Source organism: Streptococcus sanguinis SK1 = NCTC 7863 (genome assembly GCF_000194945.1).
In the GTDB taxonomy this organism is placed as follows: domain Bacteria; phylum Bacillota; class Bacilli; order Lactobacillales; family Streptococcaceae; genus Streptococcus; species Streptococcus sanguinis.
Genome location: NZ_GL878507.1, coordinates 275,508 through 297,377, shown reverse-complemented (window position 1 = coordinate 297,377; position 21,870 = coordinate 275,508). Strand labels below are relative to the sequence as shown.

23 protein-coding genes and 1 other annotated feature are annotated in these 21,870 nt (G+C 42.5%); of the genes, 1 reads left to right on the top strand and 22 read right to left on the bottom strand.

What is annotated here, in order from left to right; all coding sequences use genetic code 11:
• Positions 1 to 8: 8 nt before the first annotated feature.
• From HMPREF9378_RS09345 to HMPREF9378_RS09410, 14 genes are all read right to left on the bottom strand, one after another.
• Positions 9 to 458 (bottom strand): MarR family winged helix-turn-helix transcriptional regulator, encoded by a 450-nt coding sequence (locus HMPREF9378_RS09345; RefSeq protein ID WP_002900018.1) that lies wholly within the window; start codon positions 456 to 458, stop codon positions 9 to 11.
• 119 nt (positions 459 to 577) lie between these two features.
• On the bottom strand, positions 578 to 1,597 hold the full coding sequence (locus tag HMPREF9378_RS09350; protein ID WP_002913400.1) for a hypothetical protein: 1,020 nt from the start codon (positions 1,595 to 1,597) through the stop codon (positions 578 to 580).
• Positions 1,598 to 1,629: 32 nt separating this feature from the next.
• Positions 1,630 to 2,556: a YihY/virulence factor BrkB family protein gene (locus HMPREF9378_RS09355; RefSeq protein WP_002900016.1), complete on the bottom strand. Its 927-nt coding sequence runs from the start codon at positions 2,554 to 2,556 to the stop codon at positions 1,630 to 1,632.
• 32 nt (positions 2,557 to 2,588) lie between these two features.
• Positions 2,589 to 3,446 carry a methionyl aminopeptidase gene (locus HMPREF9378_RS09360; RefSeq protein ID WP_002900015.1) on the bottom strand — a complete coding sequence of 286 codons (858 nt, stop codon included), beginning with the start codon at positions 3,444 to 3,446 and terminating at the stop codon, positions 2,589 to 2,591.
• Between the two features lie 21 nt (positions 3,447 to 3,467).
• Entirely contained in the window at positions 3,468 to 4,745 is a 1,278-nt protein-coding gene (gene spxR / locus HMPREF9378_RS09365) for a CBS-HotDog domain-containing transcription factor SpxR (protein ID WP_009659239.1), read from the bottom strand.
• Complete coding sequence (locus HMPREF9378_RS09370) at positions 4,738 to 5,289, bottom strand: GNAT family N-acetyltransferase (RefSeq protein ID WP_002897261.1); 552 nt, start codon at positions 5,287 to 5,289, stop codon at positions 4,738 to 4,740. The genes spxR and HMPREF9378_RS09370 overlap by 8 nt, the downstream gene beginning before the upstream one ends.
• Before the next feature lie 33 nt (positions 5,290 to 5,322).
• Positions 5,323 to 6,582 carry a UDP-N-acetylglucosamine 1-carboxyvinyltransferase gene (locus HMPREF9378_RS09375; protein ID WP_002900014.1) on the bottom strand — a complete coding sequence of 420 codons (1,260 nt, stop codon included), beginning with the start codon at positions 6,580 to 6,582 and terminating at the stop codon, positions 5,323 to 5,325.
• A gap of 245 nt (positions 6,583 to 6,827) precedes the next feature.
• Positions 6,828 to 8,018: a methionine adenosyltransferase gene (gene metK / locus HMPREF9378_RS09380; protein WP_002913399.1), complete on the bottom strand. Its 1,191-nt coding sequence runs from the start codon at positions 8,016 to 8,018 to the stop codon at positions 6,828 to 6,830.
• A gap of 217 nt (positions 8,019 to 8,235) precedes the next feature.
• On the bottom strand, positions 8,236 to 8,703 hold the full coding sequence (locus HMPREF9378_RS09385; RefSeq protein ID WP_002895042.1) for a deoxycytidylate deaminase: 468 nt from the start codon (positions 8,701 to 8,703) through the stop codon (positions 8,236 to 8,238).
• A 218-nt stretch (positions 8,704 to 8,921) separates the two neighbouring features.
• The gene (gene rplT, locus HMPREF9378_RS09390) at positions 8,922 to 9,281 is read right to left on the bottom strand and encodes a 50S ribosomal protein L20 (RefSeq protein WP_000124830.1); all 360 of its coding nucleotides are present in this window, start codon (positions 9,279 to 9,281) and stop codon (positions 8,922 to 8,924) included.
• 44 nt (positions 9,282 to 9,325) lie between these two features.
• Positions 9,326 to 9,526 (bottom strand): 50S ribosomal protein L35, encoded by a 201-nt coding sequence (rpmI, locus tag HMPREF9378_RS09395; protein ID WP_002895038.1) that lies wholly within the window; start codon positions 9,524 to 9,526, stop codon positions 9,326 to 9,328.
• A 33-nt stretch (positions 9,527 to 9,559) separates the two neighbouring features.
• A complete protein-coding gene (gene infC / locus HMPREF9378_RS09400; protein ID WP_002895037.1) occupies positions 9,560 to 10,090 on the bottom strand; it encodes a translation initiation factor IF-3 in 531 nt (176 codons plus the stop codon).
• A gap of 16 nt (positions 10,091 to 10,106) precedes the next feature.
• Positions 10,107 to 10,237 (bottom strand) — a sequence feature (ribosomal protein L20 leader region).
• Between the two features lie 26 nt (positions 10,238 to 10,263).
• On the bottom strand, positions 10,264 to 10,941 hold the full coding sequence (cmk, locus tag HMPREF9378_RS09405) for a (d)CMP kinase (protein WP_002900010.1): 678 nt from the start codon (positions 10,939 to 10,941) through the stop codon (positions 10,264 to 10,266).
• A gap of 9 nt (positions 10,942 to 10,950) precedes the next feature.
• The gene (locus HMPREF9378_RS09410; RefSeq protein ID WP_002900008.1) at positions 10,951 to 11,388 is read right to left on the bottom strand and encodes an SAG1386/EF1546 family surface-associated protein; all 438 of its coding nucleotides are present in this window, start codon (positions 11,386 to 11,388) and stop codon (positions 10,951 to 10,953) included.
• Positions 11,389 to 11,433: 45 nt separating this feature from the next.
• Here HMPREF9378_RS09410 and HMPREF9378_RS09415 point away from each other — a divergent pair, with 45 nt between their 5' ends.
• Positions 11,434 to 11,631 carry a ferredoxin gene (locus HMPREF9378_RS09415; RefSeq protein WP_279347088.1) on the top strand — a complete coding sequence of 66 codons (198 nt, stop codon included), beginning with the start codon at positions 11,434 to 11,436 and terminating at the stop codon, positions 11,629 to 11,631.
• Here the strand turns inward: HMPREF9378_RS09415 and HMPREF9378_RS09420 are convergent.
• The 8 genes from HMPREF9378_RS09420 to HMPREF9378_RS09455 all read right to left on the bottom strand — a co-directional run bounded on the left by HMPREF9378_RS09420 (position 11,628) and on the right by HMPREF9378_RS09455 (position 21,867).
• Positions 11,628 to 12,116: an EbsA family protein gene (locus tag HMPREF9378_RS09420; protein WP_002900006.1), complete on the bottom strand. Its 489-nt coding sequence runs from the start codon at positions 12,114 to 12,116 to the stop codon at positions 11,628 to 11,630. The genes HMPREF9378_RS09415 and HMPREF9378_RS09420 overlap by 4 nt on opposite strands.
• A 79-nt stretch (positions 12,117 to 12,195) precedes the next feature.
• Positions 12,196 to 14,664: an LTA synthase family protein gene (locus HMPREF9378_RS09425; RefSeq protein WP_002900005.1), complete on the bottom strand. Its 2,469-nt coding sequence runs from the start codon at positions 14,662 to 14,664 to the stop codon at positions 12,196 to 12,198.
• A 57-nt stretch (positions 14,665 to 14,721) separates the two neighbouring features.
• Positions 14,722 to 16,392, bottom strand: a complete 1,671-nt coding sequence (locus HMPREF9378_RS09430; RefSeq protein WP_002913398.1) for a rhamnan synthesis F family protein — start codon at positions 16,390 to 16,392, stop codon at positions 14,722 to 14,724.
• A gap of 16 nt (positions 16,393 to 16,408) precedes the next feature.
• On the bottom strand, positions 16,409 to 17,614 hold the full coding sequence (locus HMPREF9378_RS09435) for an ABC transporter ATP-binding protein (protein ID WP_002900003.1): 1,206 nt from the start codon (positions 17,612 to 17,614) through the stop codon (positions 16,409 to 16,411).
• Entirely contained in the window at positions 17,614 to 18,420 is an 807-nt protein-coding gene (locus HMPREF9378_RS09440) for an ABC transporter permease (RefSeq protein ID WP_002900002.1), read from the bottom strand. The genes HMPREF9378_RS09435 and HMPREF9378_RS09440 overlap by 1 nt, the downstream gene beginning before the upstream one ends.
• A gap of 5 nt (positions 18,421 to 18,425) precedes the next feature.
• Positions 18,426 to 19,361 carry a glycosyltransferase family 2 protein gene (locus HMPREF9378_RS09445; RefSeq protein ID WP_002903120.1) on the bottom strand — a complete coding sequence of 312 codons (936 nt, stop codon included), beginning with the start codon at positions 19,359 to 19,361 and terminating at the stop codon, positions 18,426 to 18,428.
• Positions 19,358 to 20,506, bottom strand: coding sequence for a beta 1-4 rhamnosyltransferase Cps2T (gene cps2T, locus HMPREF9378_RS09450; protein WP_002899998.1), 1,149 nt, complete (start codon positions 20,504 to 20,506; stop codon positions 19,358 to 19,360). Before cps2T ends, HMPREF9378_RS09445 begins: the two co-directional genes overlap by 4 nt.
• Before the next feature lie 113 nt (positions 20,507 to 20,619).
• Entirely contained in the window at positions 20,620 to 21,867 is a 1,248-nt protein-coding gene (locus HMPREF9378_RS09455) for a glycosyltransferase family 4 protein (RefSeq protein ID WP_002899996.1), read from the bottom strand.
• Positions 21,868 to 21,870 lie beyond the last annotated feature (3 nt).

The window sequence follows — 21,870 nt, the reverse complement described above, 5'->3', positions numbered from 1 at the left end:
CTTTAATCTTAATAGTTTCTTTTTTGTCCTTTTTTGACGGCTTCCCAGTCACCTGTGATGTTTTCACGCACTCGGATCAGCATTTTCTCCAAGGCTTGAACTTCCGCTTGAGAAAAGCCCTGCAGGGAAGTCTCTTCAGAATAGTCATTCTCAGCTAGGATCAAAGGATAAAGTTTTTCTCCTTTTTCCGTCACAAACCATTCCTTGTTCTTCTTGTTGCCCTTGGCTGCCTTCTGCTGGACCAAGCCCTTGGCCTCTAGCTTCTTGACAGAGCGGGCAATCGTTGAGCGATCCACCTTGAGAAGCTCCGACAGCTCCTCTTGGATGATCCCTGGATTCTCCGCGATTCGCACCAAATAAAGGTATTGACCTCTTGCTAGCTCTATGTCACGGAACTCAATATTAGCAATGGAATCCAAAGCTCGGGCGATAATCCCAATCTCTCGTAATACTGACATTTCCCCTCCTTTGATTTTTATTTGAAACTATTATAACACATTTTATTGCAAATGCAATAAAAATAATTGAAAAGAAAAAAGAGGAAAATCCTCTTTAAATTTGGCAAAAATGTCTTTTTCTAGTTTTCATCTTCCTTATAGTATTTTTGTAATTCTTCCGCTGAATTAATGACATGTTCCTGCCCATCTACTGAATATTCAGCTGGGATAGTTACATTCTCAAATACATTCGTTCCTGGCGGAAAGAAGAGTTCAGCAACCTTCTGAACCAACTTGATATCAGGTTCTTCATTTAAGAAAGCTACACGAGAATCATAGCCTTGCAAAATCTTGTGCAATTCGGGATAATCTTGACCAAGGACTGTTTTTTTAAGATTTTTGCGAGGATACGTATCATTTAAACCAACACTGGTCATAGATACGCTTACTCCTTTCTTAGCGAGGTTATCATAAAAGCTTGTATTGGAAACAAAATTATTTTTAGTAGATAACTTATCAGTTTTCACTTTATCAGCTGGAAGAATCTTTCCCTCATCCAAATCAATGAAGTAAACTTTATAATCCTCATCGTTTTCAGAATGTTTGGGATGAAGAATAATCCTAACGTACTTCTTCTCACTAGTCGCACCTCTCCCCATTCCTATTGAGTCTATTTCAGAAGGAACAAGATTATCATCAAAAGAACGCACCATCTTAAAAATATCAAATTCTTTTCTTTCTAGTTTTTCTCCCACTAGTTTATAAACAGCTAACCTCCAATATTCTCCTTTTTCTGGTACATTCCGATTAAAATCATATAGGCCTTGCTCTGGATTGTTCTTCAGCTTCATATAGTTATTTACAAAATAGCCATAATTAAATGCCCTTAAACTAGTAAACTTACTTGTTTCTGACTTAACTGTTGCCATTTTCTGCATTTCTTCCGAGTCTACGAGCTCCCAATTATAAAACAAAGCTTTTTTTCCTTCAAAAAATTTATAATTCGGTCTATACTCAGGCACATAGTAGGTATATTGACCATAATTTTCTTGAAATTGTGCCTTTTGACAATTATCCCAGATATAATAGCCTACAAATCCTAGAATCAAGACTAGAGCAACCACAATACTCTTCCATTTAGTTAGTTTTTTACTTTTCATACCTATTTATCCTTTTCCACTCTAAAACAACATCAGTCCTCTTCTTCATCCTGCTCTTTCTTCTTGAAAGTAAAGCGTCCAGTGCTCTCAATTTGAAACCCTGACTCACAGCAGCTCTGGATACTGGCATTAAGCACTGCGCCAACAATCAAAATTTTAGCAATTATGATAAACCAAAACATCATCACAACCATAATGATAGAGCTGAAAAAGCGAACATCAACCAGGTGATTTAAATAATTATCCATGTAGACAGAAAAGATATTCAGCAAAGCCAGAATAGTTAAGAGCACGAAGGCGCTTCCGGGCAGAACATAGCGTTTCTTGCTGATTTTCACATTAGGAAGAAAATAATAGAGCATAACCAAAACCGCAAAGAGTGAGGCGTAAATCAGGGGCTCGGTAAAATGCTGCAAGTGCTGATAGAGCTGGCTATCTAGCTTCCAGTAAGTACGGAGGAAATCCAGCGACATATGACCGAACATGGTCAGAAAGAGGGCCAAGGCAAAAAGAATCTGCAGACCTAGACTCACAAAGAGACTCATGACGCGATGGGAAATCAGACCCCGACTCTTGGCTACTCCATAGGCTTTGTTAAAGGCAATCTGTAAGAAATTCATGGATTTGGAAAAAGTCCAAAGAGCCGACAAGACTGAGAAGCTCAACAGGCCAGTTGAGGGCTGGGTTAGCACTTCACGCATGACTTTTGCTACAACATCATATAAAGTCTCAGGTAGCATGTCCTTGATGGCTGTCAGAAAATCCGCCACCGGAATGTGAAAATAGGGCAAAATATTCACCACGATTAAGAGCAAGGGAAAAACGGAAATCAGCCAATAATAAGCAACTGCAACGCTGCTCAGCTCGCTATCTGCCTCTTTATAAAAACGGAAAAATGCTCTTAAAAACTGATTGTTACGAACCTTGCCAAATAATTTCTTCACTCTCTTCTCCTTCAAAAAAAGCTGAGACAATGCCCAGCCTTTGATTTCTAATAAGTCCCTTCTTCTCCCTGGCTGGTCAGAATGACAGGGCCATCTTTTGTAATGACAAACTGATGCTCATACTGACAGGACAGGCCGCCATCCAGTGTTTTGTGTGCCCAGCCGGTCTCAAAGTCCGTATCAATTTCCCAGGTACCTGTATTGATCATGGGCTCGATAGTCAGAACCATTCCCTCACGCAAGCGCAAGCCGCGTCCTGCTCGACCATAATGCGGCACCATAGGCTCCTCATGCATGGTTGGGCCAACACCATGCCCCACCAAATCTCGCACAACGCCATAGCCATGACTTTCAGCGTATTCCTGAATAGCTGCGCCAATGTCACCAATACGATTGCCAACCTTAGCAGCCGCAATTCCACGATAGAGACATTCCTTAGTCACATCCATCAGCTGCTGAGCCTCTGGGCTAATCTTCCCTACTGCATAGGTCCAGCAAGAGTCTGCCACACCGCCCCGGAAGCTCTCTGTGTGCTGCTTCATCTGTGCTACATTGTCAAAGTCTAGCTTGGACACATCCAGCTCTGCCTTATCGACCAAGCCAACAACCATATCAACGCTGATGACATCGCCTTCTACCAGTTTCTGATGACGGGGAAAGGCATGGGCTACCTCGTCATTAAGAGAGCAGCAAGTCGCATAAGGATAGTCCATGACAGACCCTTCAACACCAATCTGCAGGGGCAGCGCATTGTCTTCTTTACAACGCTTGCGGACATACTCTTCGATGTCCCACATGTCAATGCCTGGCTTAATCAAGTCTCTCAAACCAATATGGACAGAAGCCAGAAAATCTCCACTCTTGTCCATCAAGTCAATTTCACGCTGTGATTTTAAAGTAATCATTCTTTCTCTAAATTCCTCTTCTTAATTAATTTTCACTGTAATCGTGGCTTTGGCAACCAGCATCGCTTCCAAATACATCTCAAAGTCAATAATGGCTGTCCGCCTAGTCTGACGGATAATACGCGGCTGGATATGCAGCAGGTCATCAATCTGGACCGCCTGAAAGAAATAAATCATCAGCTGGTCGATTATCAGGCTGCGGCCGCTGTTGACCATGAGCTGCTGGGTAATCCGAGTCAAAATTTCTGTCAGCACACCGTTGGCCAGCACACCATTTTGCTCCAGCATAAAAGGCTCAACAGTAAAGGAAAACAAATCATCCTGACGGCTAATCTTCTGTCCTACCTGCTCACTGAAAGTCGGCAAGCTGGAAATCTGAGAACGACTCATTTTTTCCATAATGTCCCGCCGCGTAATCACACCCAGCAAGGTCTGATTGCTGCGCACTACTGGTATCATTTCGAAATCTTCTGCAATCATGCGCTGGCTGATATTGGCAATATTAGCCGATAAGCCTGTCATAAAGACGTTTTTCGTCATGACCTTGTCCAAGGTTGTCAGAGGAGACTTATCCCCAGCATCCCGCATGGTTACTACCCCCACTAGCATCTGCTGCTGGTTGATAACCGGAAACCGGCTGGCGCGATTGCGACGAACCAAGTCTAGATAGTCACGAACAGTATCAGTATCATGCAAGAAGCCGTACTCGTGGCTAGAGCGATATACCTGCTCCACTGTTAAAATATCGGTCTTGATTTGCATATTAGACAGGGCACGATTAATCATGGTTGCAACGGTGTAGGTATCGTGCTTGGTCCTGAGAACCGGTATATTAAGCAAATTAGCCATCTTTAGAACTTCCGAGCTGACTTCAAAACCTCCAGTAACCAACACCGCATTCTCATTTTCCAGAGCCAAGAGCTGAATTTTCGTCCGGTCTCCAACAATCAGGAGACCGCCCTCTGTCAGATAGCGTAGGATATTCTGCTCCGTCATGGCTCCGATGGAAAATTTATTGAATTCTTTTTCTAGACCATCTTCTCCAGCCAATACTTCTGAGCCAGTAATATCAACAATTTCCTTATAGGTCAGATGCTCCAAGACAACTTTCTTGGACTTGACCCGAACCGTACCACTCCGAGGCCTGGTCTCAACAATACCGCGGTTCTCCGCTTCCTTGATCGCTCGATAGGCCGTCCCATCACTAACTCCCAGATAGTTTGAAATACTGCGGACACTGACCCTCTTGCCAATTGGAAGATTTTCAAGATAGGTTAAAATTTCCTGATGCTTACTCATTAAAATCTCCTCTCTCATAACGGTACTCCAGATAATCTCTCATCTTCCTCGTGTACCGATCGCTCCCTTTAAACTGCCGGTAGAGGCTGAAGCCAGATTTTTGAGCCACCTTTTGACTAGCTAGGTTCTCTGCATGAGTGATAATACTGAGGCGCTTGAAGTCAAAGCGGGTAAAAGATAGAAAAGCAATCTCTCGGACAATTTCTGTCATTAGTCCTTGGCCCCAGTAGTCTTGCCGCAGAAAATAACCTAACTCAGCCTCTTTCTTGATCTCGTCCATCTTTTCAAACTTGACAGAGCCAATCATTTCCTGCGTTTCCTTGTGACAAATAGCCCAAATCCCCAGAGGATTTTTCATAAAGAAATTGGCAATGACGTATTCACTTTCCTCTAGGCTTGCTTCTGTCGGAAAAATGAATTGAGTATTTTCCGGATTGGACGCAATTTTATATAGAGCCCCCGCATCTTCAAAGACAATGGGGCGCAAAAAAGCATGCTCTGTCTCAATAAATGAACAAGCTGCTAAATGTGTCCACAAATTCATCTGCTACCTCTACAAAAAATAAGCGAAAAACGCTTATTCTTCTATCAACTGGATATCTGCACCCAGACTTGTTAATTTTTCAATAATATTAGAATAGCCACGCAGGATAAACTCGATATTAGTAATCTCTGTCTTTCCTTGAGCCATCAAACCTGCAATAACCAAAGCAGCTCCTGCTCGTAAATCGGTTGCCTTGACCTGAGCTCCTTGCAGTTGATTTGGCCCCTCATAGACAATCTGGTCGCTGCTGGTCGAAATCTTACCTGCCATCTTAGCCAGCTCCGCCACATGGTTAACCCGCTTCTCATAGATGGTGTCCGTAATCTTACCATGGCCATTAGCCGTCAGCAAGAGCGGAGTAATCGGCTGTTGTAGGTCAGTTGCAAAGCCTGGATAAGGGGAAGTCTTGATGTTTATAGCTCGCAGGTTTTGCTGCTCTTCGACAAAAATGCTGTCTTCAGAAACCGTCATCCGAACACCCATTTCCTCAAGTTTGGCAATAAAACTCTCTAAATGCTCATAAAGGACATTATTAATCTGAATTCCCTGACCAATAGCTGCAGCAAGGGCAATATAAGTCCCTGCCTCGATACGGTCTGGAATTACTTGATGACGAGTTCCATGGAGGTGTGGAACCCCCTCAATCGTGATAATATCAGTACCTGCTCCACGGATGTGCGCTCCCATATTGTTCAAGAGAGTTGCTACGTCGATGATTTCTGGCTCCCGCGCTGCATTTTCAATAATAGTCCGACCTTTTGTCTTGACAGCAGCCAACATAGTATTGATGGTGGCACCCACGCTGACCGTATCCATATAAATGCTAGCACCTTTCAGCTGCTGACCTCCTGTGGATAGGTTCATGTAGTTGCCGTCCATGGTCATCTTAGCCCCCATGGCTTCAAAAGCCTTGAGGTGCAAGTCAATAGGACGCGGCCCCAAGTCACAACCACCAGGCAGACCTACTGTTGCTTCACCATAGCGACCAAGCAAGCTGCCATAGAAATAATAAGAAGCCCTTAGACTGTTGATTTTCCCATAAGGCATAGGGACGTTTTGGATACCACGCGGATCAATCGTCAGACTATCCTCAGAGCGAGTAACACTAGCTCCCATGGCAATCATAATATCAATCAGGCTATCCACGTCCGAAATATCTGGAACACCATCCAACGTTACAATATCATCCGCCAGAATCACAGCCGGAATCAGGGCAACGACACTGTTTTTAGCACCATTAATAGTCACCTCTCCTTTTAAGGGGCGACCACCATGTATTACAATTTTTTTCATGTTTAAATTAAAGCTCTTTCAAGGTATTGCCATTTATTATACCACAGATTCGGGAAATTTCCTATACTTTTAGATAAATAAGACAATTGAAATTAAAATGAAACAGGGAAAATTGCTTTTTCAACAGTTCTTTCAGAAAAATACAGTATTACCAAGACTGAGAGAAGCGCAAGGCTAGACTGCTTGCCTTGTAAAAGCCACCTATATAAAAAAGTTCTCAACCATTACGATTGAGAACTGTCATCTTACTGCACTGCTGCTTTCAATGCCTCTACCTTATCCAACTTTTCCCAAGGCAGGTCAATATCTGTCCTACCCATGTGGCCATAAGCTGCTGTCTGACGGTAGATTGGTCGTTTTAGATCCAGCATTTGAATGATACCGGCCGGACGCAAATCAAAAATCTTACGAACCGCTTCCTGCAACTTGCTTTCTGGAACAGTACCAGTGCCAAAAGTATCGATGCGTACAGAAACCGGCTGAGCCACACCAATGGCATAGGCTAACTGTACTTCTGCTTTCTTGGCCAGTCCAGCCGCCACGATGTTTTTAGCGATGTAGCGAGCTGCGTATGAAGCTGAGCGGTCGACCTTGGTTGCATCCTTACCAGAGAAAGCACCGCCACCGTGACGAGCATAACCGCCGTAAGTATCCACAATAATCTTGCGTCCTGTCAAGCCAGAGTCCCCTTGCGGACCGCCAATTACAAAGCGACCGGTTGGATTGATGAAGAATTTCGTCTTATCATCCAAATATTGGGCTGGGATAACTGCTTTAATTACCTTTTCAATCACATCACGATGAATCTCTTCATTGGTCACTTCTGGATCATGCTGAATCGAAATAACTACCGTATCCACGCGCACTGGCTGGTCATTTTCATCATACTCAACAGTCACCTGAGACTTAGCATCTGGACGCAGATAGGCAATCTCTCCTGATTTGCGCAACTCTGCCAATCGACGGACTAGCTTGTGACTGAGCGAGATAGGAAGCGGCATGAGCTCCGGCGTTTCATCAACTGCAAAGCCAAACATAAGCCCCTGGTCTCCAGCACCAATCAAGTCCAATGGATCTTGGTCCGTATTCCCACGAACCTCCAAGGCTTCATTGACACCTTGAGCGATATCTGGTGACTGCTCCACCAAAGACGGATGCACACCGACTGTCTCAGCTGAAAATCCATACTCTGTATTGGTGTAGCCAATCTCTGCAATGGTATCACGAACCACACGGTTAATATCTACATAAGCTGTGGTCGAAATCTCACCAAAAACATGAACCGAGCCCGTATAAACGGCTGTTTCAGCAGCCACATGGGCATCTGGATCCTGACTCAAGACAGCATCCAAAATAGCATCGGAAATTTGGTCTGCAATCTTATCAGGATGCCCCTCCGATACAGACTCAGACGTGAAAAGTTTACGTTCTGACATAGAAATGTCCCCCCTTAAATAAATTGTTATAGAGTTACAAAGTACTGATAGAAAGAACTACCACCTTATCGGGACTATATAACTTCTTCATTATACCACTTTTCGCTAAAAAATTCAGAATTTTTTTAATAGAAAAAGCTATAGACGAAAACTATAGCTTTATTATTTAGATTTACTTCGAATAAGAAGACTACTAATCTTAAAAAATTAAAGTACACTATACCAAATCCGTCTGAGCGATAGCCTTCTTGACATCATCCAGCGGCAGATGAACTAATTCCACCTCTTTCTCCTTGTATAGATACTGAGCATAGTCATCTATCCGATATTGGTTGATGTAGACTACCCGCTTGCAGCCGACCTGAAGCAGTTGCTTGGTACAGTTGAGGCAGGGAAAATGGGTCACATAAGCCGTAAATCCCTTAGGAACTCCCCGCTCGGCTCCCTGCAAGATAGCATTGACCTCAGCGTGCAAGGTCCGTACGCAGTGGCCGTCAATAACCAAACACTCATGGTCAATACAGTGCTCAGTCCCCGAAACAGAGCCATTGTAACCAGTTGAAATAACCTTATTATCCTTGACCAAGACAGCACCAACCTTGGCTCGCTTGCAGGTTGAGCGATTAGCGATTAAGAGAGCCTGAGCCGCAAAATACTGATCCCAAGCCAAACGATTCTCTGACATAATTTCTCCATTCTACTAATTTTTTATTTACATATATGTCTGTTTTTATCTATTATATCGCAAATTCCTATTTTTAACTAGCTTTACCATGAAAGCTGTCTTATCAGTAACAAGCCTTTATCTATACTATAAGTGGCATGGCAGGCTATTTCTCTCTTCAAACTTTTCATTAAGAGTTATGGAAAAAGAACCAAGGAAATCCTCAGTTCTTATTTTAATTATTTACCAAGCTTAGCTTTAGCTGCATCTGCAAGAGCTGTGAAAGCTGCTGCATCGTTAACAGCCAAGTCAGCCAACATTTTACGGTTAACTTCAATCTCAGCCAATTTCAAACCATGCATCAATTGTGAGTATGAAAGTCCGTTCAAACGAGCTGCTGCATTGATACGAGTGATCCAAAGTTTGCGGAAATCACGTTTTTTCTGACGGCGGTCACGGTATGCATAGTAGTAAGAGTTCATTACTTGCTCTTTTGCAGTACGGAACAAGATATGTTTTGCTCCATAGTAACCTTTAGCTAATTTTAAAATACGTTTACGGCGTTTGCGTGATACAACGCCACCTTTAACACGTGCCATTTATATTTCCTCCAATATTTCCTAGATAATTGTTACAGTAGCTCTTATTTCAGACCTGTAAGCATTGCTTTGATACGCTTGAAGTCTCCTGCATGCACCATTCCTGCTTTGCGAAGATGACGGCGTTGTTTCTTAGTCTTTCCGTGGAAACGGTGAGAAGTGTAAGCACGGAAACGTTTCAAGCCACCAGAACCTGTACGTTTGAAACGTTTAGCTGATGCGCGGTGTGTTTTTTGTTTTGGCATAATGTTTTCTCCTTTTTCTATCTTTCTGACAATCTATTTTTTGTCAGGAATTGGCGCCATCTGCATGAACATCTGACGTCCATCCATCTTAGGCTTTTGCTCAATGATAGCAACATCTTGAGTCGCTTCAGCAAAATCTGCTAAAACTTTAGCCCCGATTTCTTTGTGGGTAATCATCCGACCTTTGAAGCGGATCGATACCTTTATTTTATTTCCTTTTTCAAGGAACTTGCGTGCGTTGCGAAGTTTAGTATCAAAGTCTCCCTTATCAATGGTTGGACTGAGACGGACTTCTTTCACAGTAACAACACTTTGTTTCTTGCGTTGTTCTTTTTGTTTTTTCTGGTACTCAAATTTGAACTTACCGTAGTCCATAATTTTTGCAACAGGTGGTTTAGCTTGTGGCTGAATCAGGACCAAATCGACATTTGCTTCATCCGCAAGAGACTGCGCTTCGCTCAGCGGTTTAATACCTAATTGTTCGCCGTCAAGACCGATCAAGCGAACTTCACGCACACGAATTTCATCATTGATGAATAAGTCTTGTTTTGCTATGGTTTTCACCTCTTTTTTTATTTTTAGAGAAAAACAAGTGCGGACCTGCTAACGCAAACCCGCACTACATGATAGTATTTCATTACTGAAACTGAATCCTGTAGAGCCAGACAACGTTAGTCGCAAGGCGAGAAGCTCTCACTTCTGCTTTTCTCAACTCTACTATCATACCAAGTTTCATTTTATTTGTCAATGATTTTTTTCGCTTTTTCTTCGATAAATGCAACAACTTCAGAAATGCCAACACCCGTGGTATCAAAATGAATGGCATCGTCTGCCGGTTTCAACGGCGAAACCTCGCGGTGACTATCCTTATAATCCCGCTCTGCAATTTCTTCTTTCAGTTTCTCCAAGTCAGCAGGAATACCTTTCGATAGATTTTCCTTATAACGGCGCTCAGCTCTTTCATCAACCGAAGCTACCAAATAAATCTTGAGCTCAGCCTGAGGCAAGACAACCGTTCCAATATCACGGCCATCCATGACAATCCCTCCCTGAGCTGCAATTTGCTGCTGCAAGGCCACCAGTTTCTCACGGACTTGAGGAATGGCAGATACCCACGAAACGTTATTGGTAACATCATTTTCTCGAATTGGGTGAGTCACATCTACATCTCCGACAAAGACCAACTGCTCGCCATCTTCCGCTCGACCAAAACTGACCGAATGATTATTGAGCAAGTCTACAATTTCAGTGGCATCTGCTTCTGTTAGATGATGCCGCAGAGCCAAATAGGTTGCAGCCCGATACATGGCTCCTGTATCTAAATAAGTATAGCCAAAATCCTTAGCAATAATCTTGGCAACGGTCGATTTTCCACTGGAAGCTGGACCATCAATTGCAATTTGAATCTGTTTCATGGCTGGCTCCTACTCAATCTTCACAACATCACCTGGATTGGCATACCAAGAACCAGTGGACATATGAGAAGGGTTAAGCTGTTCAAGCTTGGCAATGGAAATACCTGCACGCGCTGCAATGGCTGCCTCACCTTCACCAGGCTGGACCGTCAGAGTTCCTTCAGATGATTCTGTGGTATTTGCCGCTGGCTGCTCTGCTGTAGAAGACGCTTCAGTGCTGGAACTTGCTGCTGAAGTGCCGTAGAAACCTTCCATTTGGGTCTGTCTATTACTTCCCCCAGTAGACAGATAGGTCAAGAAGCACACCACCGCAACCACTAAAATACAGAAAATAATGGTTAATATGGTCAACAAACGATCAGCATTCAAGGCGCTAAATTTCTTAGTTCGTTTCAACTTATCTTCTCCGTTATCGTATACATCTTCTTCCCATGGTTCTTTTTCCATGACTTCCTCCTTGAGTTTTTCTTAAAATCTTATTACAATATGGGTATGAAAGTAACACTCATTCCCGAACGGTGCATTGCCTGCGGGCTTTGTCAAACCTACTCAGATCTTTTTGACTATCATGACAATGGCATCGTCAAATTTTACCAGGACGACCAGCTCCTAGAAAAGGAAATCACTGAGGATCCCGATGTCGTGGAAGCCATCAAAAACTGCCCAACCCGAGCTCTTTTGAAAGACTAGGATTTTTTGGACTGACTACCATAGTAAGCTTCAAAATAGTCAATATGGGTAAAATTATCTACTAATTCTACCTCACCCTTAAAATGCTCATTAAGGGCCAGGGCATTGACAAAATATTTCTTGGGCCACTTGCGCATACAAAAACTCCGGCTGCGGTTCTGCCCTTTAAAATATAAGGTAATTGACGTCTTGGTCACTTCGACTTTTTCAATATCTGAAATCTTGACCTTTATCGGAGTAAAGGGATTGGCTGTGATAATTCGCAAGGTTCCATCGTCATAAATGGTAAAATAACGATGAACTCCCATTCCCAGCAAAACCATGAACAAGAAGAAAGAAAACAGAACAAGAGTCGGCACTCGTGAGCTTTCATACATCAAAGCCAGGCCAACAAAAATCGGAATGACCGATAAAGACCAATATATTATCAGGATAGCTACATCTGGCTGCCAGTGATAGCGAACCTTACCAAAAATCTTTATCATGCTCACACCCCCATACTACTAGTTTAGCATAAATTAAGAAAAAATAGAACAGGTAGACTTGCCTATTCTATTTTTTTATTTATGATTTTGCTGTCTTAAAGAAGCTATCAGACAAGTAGCCCTTTCCTCTGACCATATCATACTCAATCAGTTTCAAATCATCTGCTATTTCTTGAGCTTCTTCGTCCAATTCCTTTTTATCTACACTAGCCTTATGCAATACTTCTGTTAATAAAGCATAGTAAGGTGATACTTTGGAATTTGTCTGCTCCAGTAAGAGAGCGGAGAAATCACTAGAATTGACTCTTGGATAATCAAGTTTAGGAGTTTCATAATTGCTCCAAACGAAATAATCTGTCAGATATTGGCTTTCTGGATCTTCTTTAAAGGCTGACTGAGGATAGAGACCTGGCAGATGATCGCCATAAAAGACGACTGTTACCTTTTTATCTACCTTTGAAAGCTTCTCCAAAAACTCCTTGGTGGCCTGATCTGTATGGTAAAGCATTCTGACATAGCTAGAAAGAGATTCGTTCCCTTCCTTGCTAAAGTCAGTATAGCTGGCAGATATATATACCGGATTGGGTTCAGTCCAAGGCATGTGATTCTGCATGGTCATGACAGAGAAAAATTGCCCCTGCTTGCCATTCAAATGCTCCAAGACCTGATTATAAGTCGTTTGATCGCTGTAATTTCCCCCAATATTATTACCTTTCAGGCCTTTGGTACCATAGTGAATAAAGGTATCAAATCCCAAATCCTGGTAAATGACATTTCTGGCATAATTGCTAGGGGAGGCCAGATGGATTACTGTCCGATTCTTAGATGAATAAGCATCACTAATGGAAGGAAATCTATTCATCCTCGGGACAATTTCAGTATAGAGAACCGAAATAGACGGAGACAGATTATAAAAAGGCAAACCAGTCAGGGTCTGAAATTCCATATTGGCGGTTCCCCCACCATAGCCGTCTGACTTCATAAGTCCACTGGTGGTGCGAGTTTTAACATCCTGAATATAAGGAATTGGATTCTCAGACATAGTAACGCCGTCAACCCGAGCCGGGTCAGAAAAACTTTCACTCAGAAGATAAATTACCGTTTGATCTTCGATTTTATTCTGGCGTTCTTTGTTAATAGCTTCCGCAACATTCTTATACTTTTTTTCTATCTCTTGAATCTTTTCCTTAGAATAGCCACGTGGCTCGGTCATGGTTGTATCCGACATCTGTGAAAACCAGACAAAAGAAAGAGAGCGCAGCTGTGAATTGACAGTATTTCCCATCCAAGTCAGGTCATGGTAATTATTTAAGATCGAAATAACTGGGATATTCTCTACTATTTTGCCATTCTTTTTAGTAGCAAATATATCCATGACTCCCAAGAAAAAGACCAGTGGCAGGACTAGCAAGAGAAGTTGGTATTTAAGAACGGTAATGAGCTTGCCTGGCAAGATTTTCTTACGCAAATACCAGTAGAGAGCGCCTAAAGCAACTAGTCCCAAGATAGCATAAAATCCGTAATTGCCTCCGAGAAAGTCAAAGAGGGTCTTGGGATTTCTCAGCCAGACCATATCACTAGGCAATATTGGCTCTTGGCGATACTGAAATTTCAGACTACTGGCTATGGTAGCAACCACTACTAGCGCTGTTATCAGCATGGTTGGCAGGAGAAAATGATTGAAAATCAGGTAAAGAGCCATAAAAATCATGAAAAAAACGATGATTTGAAAGAGACTGGCTCCAGTGAAAAGATACTGATCCAAAACAATCACGTCTCCTCGGATACTATTTTGAATGGTGTAATTAAAGATAAGAGCAAACACTGCACTCAACACAAAAGCTACAGACACACTAGCTTTATTCTGAGCAAGATCGCGCAATCCCTTCACAGCTAGAAAGCTAGGGAGAGAAAGCAGGATAAAGATAAGTGCGATAAGGCAGAGGAAAGTTAGCATAAAGTTCTGCGTTATATCCAACTTGCCTTCCTCAAGGAAATTCACTAAATAGCTTTGGTGATGCAGCAATTCCGGCATCTTATCGTCCATCAAAGCAAGAAATAGGAAGAGTTGGGATAGAAAAAGATTTTCCAGTACCTCTCTATTTTTCTTATTAACCTGCAAGAACTTACCTGGGAAGCGTTTTTTAAGCTTTGGAAAATGGATAAAAATATACGCAAATAAGAAAATCAAAAGCAAGCCAGGCAGGGAGTTAAGCTGCCAAAAATGATTGCTAAACACTCTATCTACTTTGAACTCAAAATCATTGACATGCTGCGTTACTGTCAGTAAGTAAGAAAATCCTGTATAAAGAGCGTAAATAATAGCTGACCATATAAAGAATCTTTTGCTGAAGAGCTGAGACAAAAGCTTGCCCAAGCCAAACAAAAGAGGAAGCAACATCAGAAAGGCCAGCCACAAGGCTGGATAGCTCCGCAAATCTTCGCCTTCCTCCAATAATAAGACTGTCGTGACAGCGACTATATCTAAAAATAAAAAACTAATCAGCAGGTATGAGAACTGCTTATAGTGGTTGAGTAAAAATTTCATTTTTCTTTCTGGTAAATAGTTATATTCTCTAGCGAGATTTTTTGTAAACCAAGAATCTCACTTTTTCTTTAAAAGATTGGACAAACGATTTCTAATCTTTTGAGATAAATTTTTCTGACTTAATTTTTCTTTTTGCTCGGTCAACTCTTCCCTTTTCCTCTGCAAGTCCAGTAAAGAGGGGAGGGAAGATAAGGGCATAATCTTGAAATCATAATGACTGTCCCAAGCTATATAAACCAATAAATGCTCTAAAACATCAGACAACTCCTGCTCAGAGGATGGCAAGCTTTCTAAGCTCTTCATTCGGAACAAACTAGTCAAAGCAGAATATTTGAACCATAAGAAGCCGCCATAGACTCTCGTTAGAGAAGGGGCGGTCATAAAGTCAAAAGACTTATGCAAAACAGCTTCCTGCCAGACAGCAGTCAGACTTGGAAGCGGCGGTTCTGACTCAAACAAGCCATCTCTGACTAGGCGCGGCAAATCTGGAATAACCAGCCCTACAGCAGACTCCTGCTCTAGCGCTTCTATGCTTGCATCTGCATAATCAACCATCATATTTATCAAATCAGAACGCATAGCTTGATCAAAAACTGCCTGATTCCCCACCAATCTATGAGTAGATAGATGACCGATATAAGCATAGTCTTGCAGAATTTCCTTCTGCTCTAGCATGGCAAGCCAGGCGCGAGATTTCTGACTTAGGACAAGCTGAACTTTATTACCCAGATGACCAAGAGCTGTCTGCAGCTGTTTCAAAACTTCTGGCTGGTTTGTTGTCAATAAATACTCGTACTGAGACGATAGAGAGAATAGCTTGTCCTGATACTGCTGAAAAATAGGAAAATCCGTTACATGAATATGCAGGAGGACAGGCTGATCTGTCCGATAGTTCGAAGTTGCCTGAGACAAATACTTGTCCTGCAGCAAACAAGGAAGGTCTGGACCAAAATGATAGAACAGGTGTTCCCTAATAAGCGAAGTTGGATAGGATGAGTTGGTTTCAAGATCTTCCAGCAAATACCTAGCCAAAAAAGGATTGCCCGTGAGAGCCTTCACCTTTAGAAAAGGAATCTTTGCTTCCAGAATCCTAAGAGGCTTATAGTATGAAAAATCTGGATGAACCAATTCTCCTGCTTCTTCCTGACGGGTATCAAGGAGAGCTTGATATTTGAATCCTGCCTCTACAAAACGTTTGGTAAACTGGGTCTCGTAATGGTCTATCACATCTTGAACGTCAGTAAAATCTTCTACCTGAGACCAAAATTCACGGAAAGACTTGTCTTTAAGAACTGACTGCTTAAAGGTGACAAAGTAGCTCTGCAGGTGTTCTTCAAAGTACCTGGTCTTGCGAAAATTAGTCATTCCCCAAAAATCGACTTGCGAATCCTCTTCAAAGCGCTGATAAATGGGCGCCAAATCCCATAGTGGACCAAAGCAAGTGTCGTTCATGAGAGTCAGGGAGTCTGAGTTCTGCAAAGTGTCAAAACCCAGCCAGTTCATGCCATCACGCCAGGCAGCAAAATCGAAGCCTCGATTATCCCGCTCAAGCAAGTCAGAAATTCCCAAGTCTTCTCTCAGCCGGCATTTGTCCTCATTACTCAAAGGACTATTTGAAATAAAAAGAATCTTAGAAAAAAGCGGCTTTAGCTGCTCCAATTGATAGAAGACATGACCGCTTATATGATTGCATTTATTGAAATGAACATAGAGTAATATTCGTTCCATGAAAATACCTTATTCTTTATGATTGAGAAATCTTCCAACTGCCATTACGCTGGATTAAGCCAGTAGCAGAATCCTTAGCAGAGACATCGTCATCCTTAATATCCTGGCGATTGACTAAGATAACTGGGTTGTTCTGAGAGTCTGCAAAGGCTAAAATCTGTTCTTCCTGATCCCGCACCGAAACCTGCAGTTTTAACTTAGCGTTATTTATCTGTGTTACATGACACTTGTAAGTCAAGCGCTTCTGTCCAGGTCCTTCTGTCGGCTGATCCATGGAATTATCATTGTAAAGCCAGATAGTTCGATCGATATCTGTCAGAGAAAAGGAAACATAAGTCGGTAGGTCTTGATTAACCTGATAAGAAATTTCAAATTCAATCTCTTGTTCAGGTGAAATCTGAGGCGAATGCAAGAGCTTAACCTTCAAATCAGAAACCGCTGCATTCTCAACCTGAAATCCTTCGTTCATGGCTTTTGTTTCAGTCGCATTGTCCAGACTATACTGGTTGGCCACATCATCTGGATTGCCGATAGCCTTGACCAAGCCATTTTCAATCAAGACGGCCTTATTACAATATTTTTTAACAGCTCCCATGTCATGGGTCACCAGAATGGTCGTCTTACCTGACTCCTTGCGATCTTTGAAATAGTCATTACACTTACGCTGAAAGGCTTCGTCCCCGACAGCCAAAACCTCGTCCAAAATCAGAATATCACCCTGAGCCTTGATGGCCACAGAAAAGGCCAAACGCACCTGCATACCGCTAGAATAGTTCTTGAGTTTTTGATTCATAAACTCTCCCAGCTCAGCAAACTCCACGATATCATCGTACATTGCGTCTACTTCTTCTGTTGAGAATCCCAGCATGGCACCGTTCATATAGACATTTTCGCGGCCAGTTAGTTCTGGATTGAATCCGACACCCAGCTCAATAAAGGAAACCAACTTACCATCAATAGTTACCTTGCCCTTCTCCGGAATATAAATCTCAGAGATAATTTTCAGGAGGGTAGACTTACCAGAGCCATTGCGCCCGACAATCCCGTAGAAGTCACCCTTTTCGACCTCAAAGGAAATATCTTTCAAAACATGCTGTTCTTTGTAGCCTTTGATTCCCTTAAAACGATTGACTAGACTGGTTCTCAAACTCTGAGTAGCTTCAGTAGGCAATCGAAAGAATTTACTTACATGGTCGACTTTTACTGCAATATTATTTAACATTATAAAATCTCCGCAAATCTCTTAGCATTTTTATTAAAGAAGAACAAACCTAGAGCCAATATCACAAAAGGAATCAAGTAAGGAATGAGGGCGATTAGTTTGTTGTTCACAATATCCCAGCCTCTGACATTGACAGGAGAAACGATGAAATGGCGCATATCCTGCAGCATCTGAGCAATCGGATTGAGCATCATAATTTTAGCTACAAAAAGTTTTTTACCATCCAAAAGGAAGTTCAGAGAGTAGATAATAGGGCTGGCGTACATTCCTGCTTGAAGAGCCACTTCCCAAATCGGTCCAATATCCCGATACTTCACAAACAAGGAAGACAGCATGAGGGCACAGCCCATTGCCAAGACCAATACCTCCAGAAAAAGAGGAATAATCATCAGCGTATGCAAGCCGAACTCCACCTGATTAATCAAAGCGAAGAGGAAAACAACGACTAGATTAATCAGAAAATTGATAGCTGCTCCAAGAACTGATGAAAAGACGATGGTATGCTTAGGAAAGTTTAATTTACGCAGCAAATCTCCCCGAGAAACGATGGAAAGCATGCCCATATTAGTGGCTTCGGTAAAGAAAGACCAAAAGACCATCCCCAGCAAAAGCCCTACTGTATAGTGGGGTGTCCCATCATCAAAGCGCAAAAAGCGGACAAAGACCAGATACATGATAGTAAACATCATCAATGGCTTCAAAATCGACCAGAGATAGCCGACCAAGGACCCTTGATAACGCAACTTAAAATCCGTCTTGATTAATTCTTTCAAAAGAATACGGTTTTTTTTACTAAAAAAATCCATGAATATTACTCCTTATAAGCAAACTTTGTGAGAATGAGGCTCGTAAAAACAAGGGTATGGAAAGTGCGGTTTTTACGATAGCCGTACTGGTGAATCCTGCACCAGCGCTCCTTAAAAGGCACCTCCATAATGGTCACAAAGTTCTCAATTAACTCTCTATTTTCAGCAGTCAGCGGCAGGACCAGCAAATTTCTAGCCTGGGTCTGACTGTCTTTTATCAATTTCCAATACTTGGCAAAAAGAACATGGGGGCGAACCCAATTTTTTACGCGTTTTCTGAGCGTTCGAGCTCCCAGCACATTATTCGAATGCTGACGATAGAGCTCACCCGGCTTGTCAATATAGACTAGATTGCCAAAAGCCGCAGCCAGCAAGCCCAGATACCAATCGTGCATGAGCAGTTCATGCTCTTCCTTCCCAGTCCAAAGTTGGGCCAAGGCGCGATTTATCATAGAAACTCCACCCGTCACCGTATTCTCCGTCAACTCTTGGACTAGTTCTGTATTAGCGTGATCTGACTGAGTGCGAATCATGCTTTCGTGAACAACCTGTAGCTCTTGATCCACGACCTTCAAGTCAGTATACACCAGCAAGGGCTGACTGCTATCATACTTGTCTGCCTCAGCCAATTGCATGGCAATCTTGTCTGGCAGCCAAACATCATCTTGGTCGCTAAAGAGATAGAAATCCGAATCTTGGTATTGAAGCAGGCTATGAAAACTCTGAATGACACCTAGATTTTGTGGATTTTCCCGATTGATAAAGGCAATGCGGTCATCCTTGCAGCAAAAGTCTTCGATGACAGCCCGCGTCCCATCTGTAGAGCCATCATCACGAATCAGCAGCTGCCAGTCCCTATATGTCTGCTCTTGAATACTCTTAATCTGCTCGGCCAGAAACTGCTCCCCATTATAGGTGGACAGAAGAATGGTCACTTTCATGATAAAAATAAATCCTCGTATTCACCCACAATTTTTTCCCAGGTGTAGTTTTCTTTCATATTTTCTTTGGCGGCTTGACCTAGCTCCGTAAACTCTGTTTGAGCATCTACTCGGTCAATCAGTTGAGTCAGCTGGCCGGGTTCTTTTTGCCAGTAGAGAGCCGTTTCTTTTGCTACCTTACGGTTAAAGTCCACATCCAGCACCAGATTGGCATCTGTCTGAGCCAGTGCTTCCAAGAGTCCCGGATTGGTCCCGCCAACCTCATGGCCATGTATGTATGCAAAAGCATGATTACGGATATATTTGAGCAGATTCTGATCGTAGACCGTACCGACAAACTTAATGCGAGAATCACGGTCAAAGCCTGTTTTCTTCTTAAGCTCTTCAAAATAGGGATTGCCCTCATGATTGCAGATAATCAGCAAATCACGTTGGGTCTTGGATTTCATAAATTCTTGAATGATGGTTTCATAGTTGTTTTCCGGAACGAAGCGTCCGACAATGAGGTAATAGTCTTTTTCCTTACTGGCCCACTTTTCAAAGAAGACTCTGACCTTGCCTTCGTTTTCCGTCAGATTGGACAGATAAAGGTCGGTTCCATAAGCGATACAGGTCGTTTTAGACCAAGGATAAGCTTTTTGAATATAGCTTTCGATACCTTGATTGTCCGCAATAACCAAGTCTGCATGCTTGGTCATGACCTTTTCAGAATACTTGAGATAGGCTTGGACTGGCTTAGACCATTTGGCCCGCTTCCACTCCAACCCGTCAGGATTGATAAAGAATTTACCGCCTGCCTGATGGATACGACGAGCAAAAGGAAAGATAAAAGCACCAATCGTATTTCCAAGAATGTAAAAAATAGGCTGCTCAATCTGCTCTTTCTTAGCAAACTTGAGGGCGTAGGAGACAGCCATCATATCATAGGCAATTACGCGGGCTGGGCCAAGCTTAGGTGGCTTGACTGTAAAGCAGTCGACTCCCTTGTAGTCAAAATGATGAAAAGCTTCATCATCTGATAAGCAAGCCACATGATATTGGATTTGAGAAGAGATTTGATGCTCTGTCAATTTCTCGACAAAGGTTTCAAACCCTCCATATTTGGCAGGAAGTCCCCGACTCCCGATAATGAAGACATGTTTCATGATTTCCCTCAATTCAAGATTTTACAATCCATTCTATTATACCACTTTCTAGTGTGTTTGTATAATACAAAAAGGACAGGTAGAGCCACGGCTGCACTTGTCCTTTTCTTTCTTTAACCTCTTCTACCAGAAAGCAGCTTATTTTTCACTTTGCGTAAGAAAGAGCTGGCTTGTTGAGAAGGTAAATTTGTATCCAATAAGCACTTGACATGGCGCAAGGAGTTAGCCTTGTACATCTCAGTGTTTTCAATCTTATCCAATAAGGTCTGGTAAACACTCTGAACTGTGTAGCGCTCTTGGATTTTGCCAAGATTGGCCACCGACTGGTCTTTTAATCCCTCAAAGTTTGCCAAGGCAAGGTTTATCTTATCAGCCAACTCCTCGATATTACCAGATGAATAGAGCTGACCTTCTTCAAAGATTTCATAGGCGGATAGGTGACCAGGATTGTCTGACAAAATGGTCGGAAGGCCATTCATAATCGCTTCAATATAGACTAAACCAAAGGTTTCCATCGCAGACGGAAATACCGCTAGGTCTGCTGCCGTCACCTCTGCCCAAGGATTGTCCTTGTGTCCCAGGAAGCTAATATTTTTTATCTGGTGTTCAGAGATATAAGTATCGCATCTTTTTTTGTACTCCTCATCCCAGGCACCGATAAAAACTAAGGCCGGTTTTGGCTGAGATAGCTGGTTATAGGCCTTTATCAATTCTAATTGATTTTTCCGCTCTGTCAAACGTCCAACTGACACGATACGCCTTTCGACTCCATCCCTTTCTCCTGTATCAGTAGGATAAATTTTCGTAAAAGGGGCAAAAGACAAGACTTTTCTGTCTGGCAGCAGATTCTGCAGCTGTCTCTGCAAGGCTCCTCTAACTGCAAATATTTCCTGCGAATAATCACTGATAAAATCTAGCTTTTCCTTATAGTAGCCAAACTCTCCGTCAGGAAATTCATGAATCAGCCAGAAATGCGGAACATCCTCGCAGGCCGCTGCCACTGCTCCTTGAAACATATTGACCGTATTGGTAATAACCAAATCAATCTTTCGCTCCGTTAGTATCTTTCTGAGCGCTGAGGTATTATCCTGATAAGACCGAGCTCTAGACTCAGGACTACCTGGCAGGCCACCAGGCGAGTCCTCCCACCACCATTTAACTGACGGCAAGGCTACAGTCTCAATACCCAAGGCCGCCAGGCTGGAGATATAGTCCTGCTGAACGGCTACATGATAATCCGGAATCGCATTGATAACCTGATGGCCCGTCTCTACCAGGTATTCCATCAAATTGACAATAGAGATTTCAGCTCCATTATCCAGCGTTCCAGTCGGCGAAATGAATAATATCTTTTTTTTCATAGC

Coding starts and splice junctions, on each gene's coding strand:
- HMPREF9378_RS09345 (WP_002900018.1), bottom strand. CDS start 458: ATGTCAGTATTACGAGAGATTGGGATTATCGCCCGAGCTTTGGATTCC.
- HMPREF9378_RS09350 (WP_002913400.1), bottom strand. CDS start 1,597: ATGAAAAGTAAAAAACTAACTAAATGGAAGAGTATTGTGGTTGCTCTA.
- HMPREF9378_RS09360 (WP_002900015.1), bottom strand. CDS start 3,446: ATGATTACTTTAAAATCACAGCGTGAAATTGACTTGATGGACAAGAGT.
- spxR (WP_009659239.1), bottom strand. CDS start 4,745: ATGAGTAAGCATCAGGAAATTTTAACCTATCTTGAAAATCTTCCAATT.
- HMPREF9378_RS09370 (WP_002897261.1), bottom strand. CDS start 5,289: ATGAATTTGTGGACACATTTAGCAGCTTGTTCATTTATTGAGACAGAG.
- HMPREF9378_RS09375 (WP_002900014.1), bottom strand. CDS start 6,582: ATGAAAAAAATTGTAATACATGGTGGTCGCCCCTTAAAAGGAGAGGTG.
- metK (WP_002913399.1), bottom strand. CDS start 8,018: ATGTCAGAACGTAAACTTTTCACGTCTGAGTCTGTATCGGAGGGGCAT.
- HMPREF9378_RS09385 (WP_002895042.1), bottom strand. CDS start 8,703: ATGTCAGAGAATCGTTTGGCTTGGGATCAGTATTTTGCGGCTCAGGCT.
- rplT (WP_000124830.1), bottom strand. CDS start 9,281: ATGGCACGTGTTAAAGGTGGCGTTGTATCACGCAAACGCCGTAAACGT.
- rpmI (WP_002895038.1), bottom strand. CDS start 9,526: ATGCCAAAACAAAAAACACACCGCGCATCAGCTAAACGTTTCAAACGT.
- cmk (WP_002900010.1), bottom strand. CDS start 10,941: ATGAAACAGATTCAAATTGCAATTGATGGTCCAGCTTCCAGTGGAAAA.
- HMPREF9378_RS09410 (WP_002900008.1), bottom strand. CDS start 11,388: ATGGAAAAAGAACCATGGGAAGAAGATGTATACGATAACGGAGAAGAT.
- HMPREF9378_RS09415 (WP_279347088.1), top strand. CDS start 11,434: ATGAAAGTAACACTCATTCCCGAACGGTGCATTGCCTGCGGGCTTTGT.
- HMPREF9378_RS09420 (WP_002900006.1), bottom strand. CDS start 12,116: ATGATAAAGATTTTTGGTAAGGTTCGCTATCACTGGCAGCCAGATGTA.
- HMPREF9378_RS09425 (WP_002900005.1), bottom strand. CDS start 14,664: ATGAAATTTTTACTCAACCACTATAAGCAGTTCTCATACCTGCTGATT.
- HMPREF9378_RS09430 (WP_002913398.1), bottom strand. CDS start 16,392: ATGGAACGAATATTACTCTATGTTCATTTCAATAAATGCAATCATATA.
- HMPREF9378_RS09435 (WP_002900003.1), bottom strand. CDS start 17,614: ATGTTAAATAATATTGCAGTAAAAGTCGACCATGTAAGTAAATTCTTT.
- HMPREF9378_RS09440 (WP_002900002.1), bottom strand. CDS start 18,420: ATGGATTTTTTTAGTAAAAAAAACCGTATTCTTTTGAAAGAATTAATC.
- HMPREF9378_RS09445 (WP_002903120.1), bottom strand. CDS start 19,361: ATGAAAGTGACCATTCTTCTGTCCACCTATAATGGGGAGCAGTTTCTG.
- cps2T (WP_002899998.1), bottom strand. CDS start 20,506: ATGAAACATGTCTTCATTATCGGGAGTCGGGGACTTCCTGCCAAATAT.
- HMPREF9378_RS09455 (WP_002899996.1), bottom strand. CDS start 21,867: ATGAAAAAAAAGATATTATTCATTTCGCCGACTGGAACGCTGGATAAT.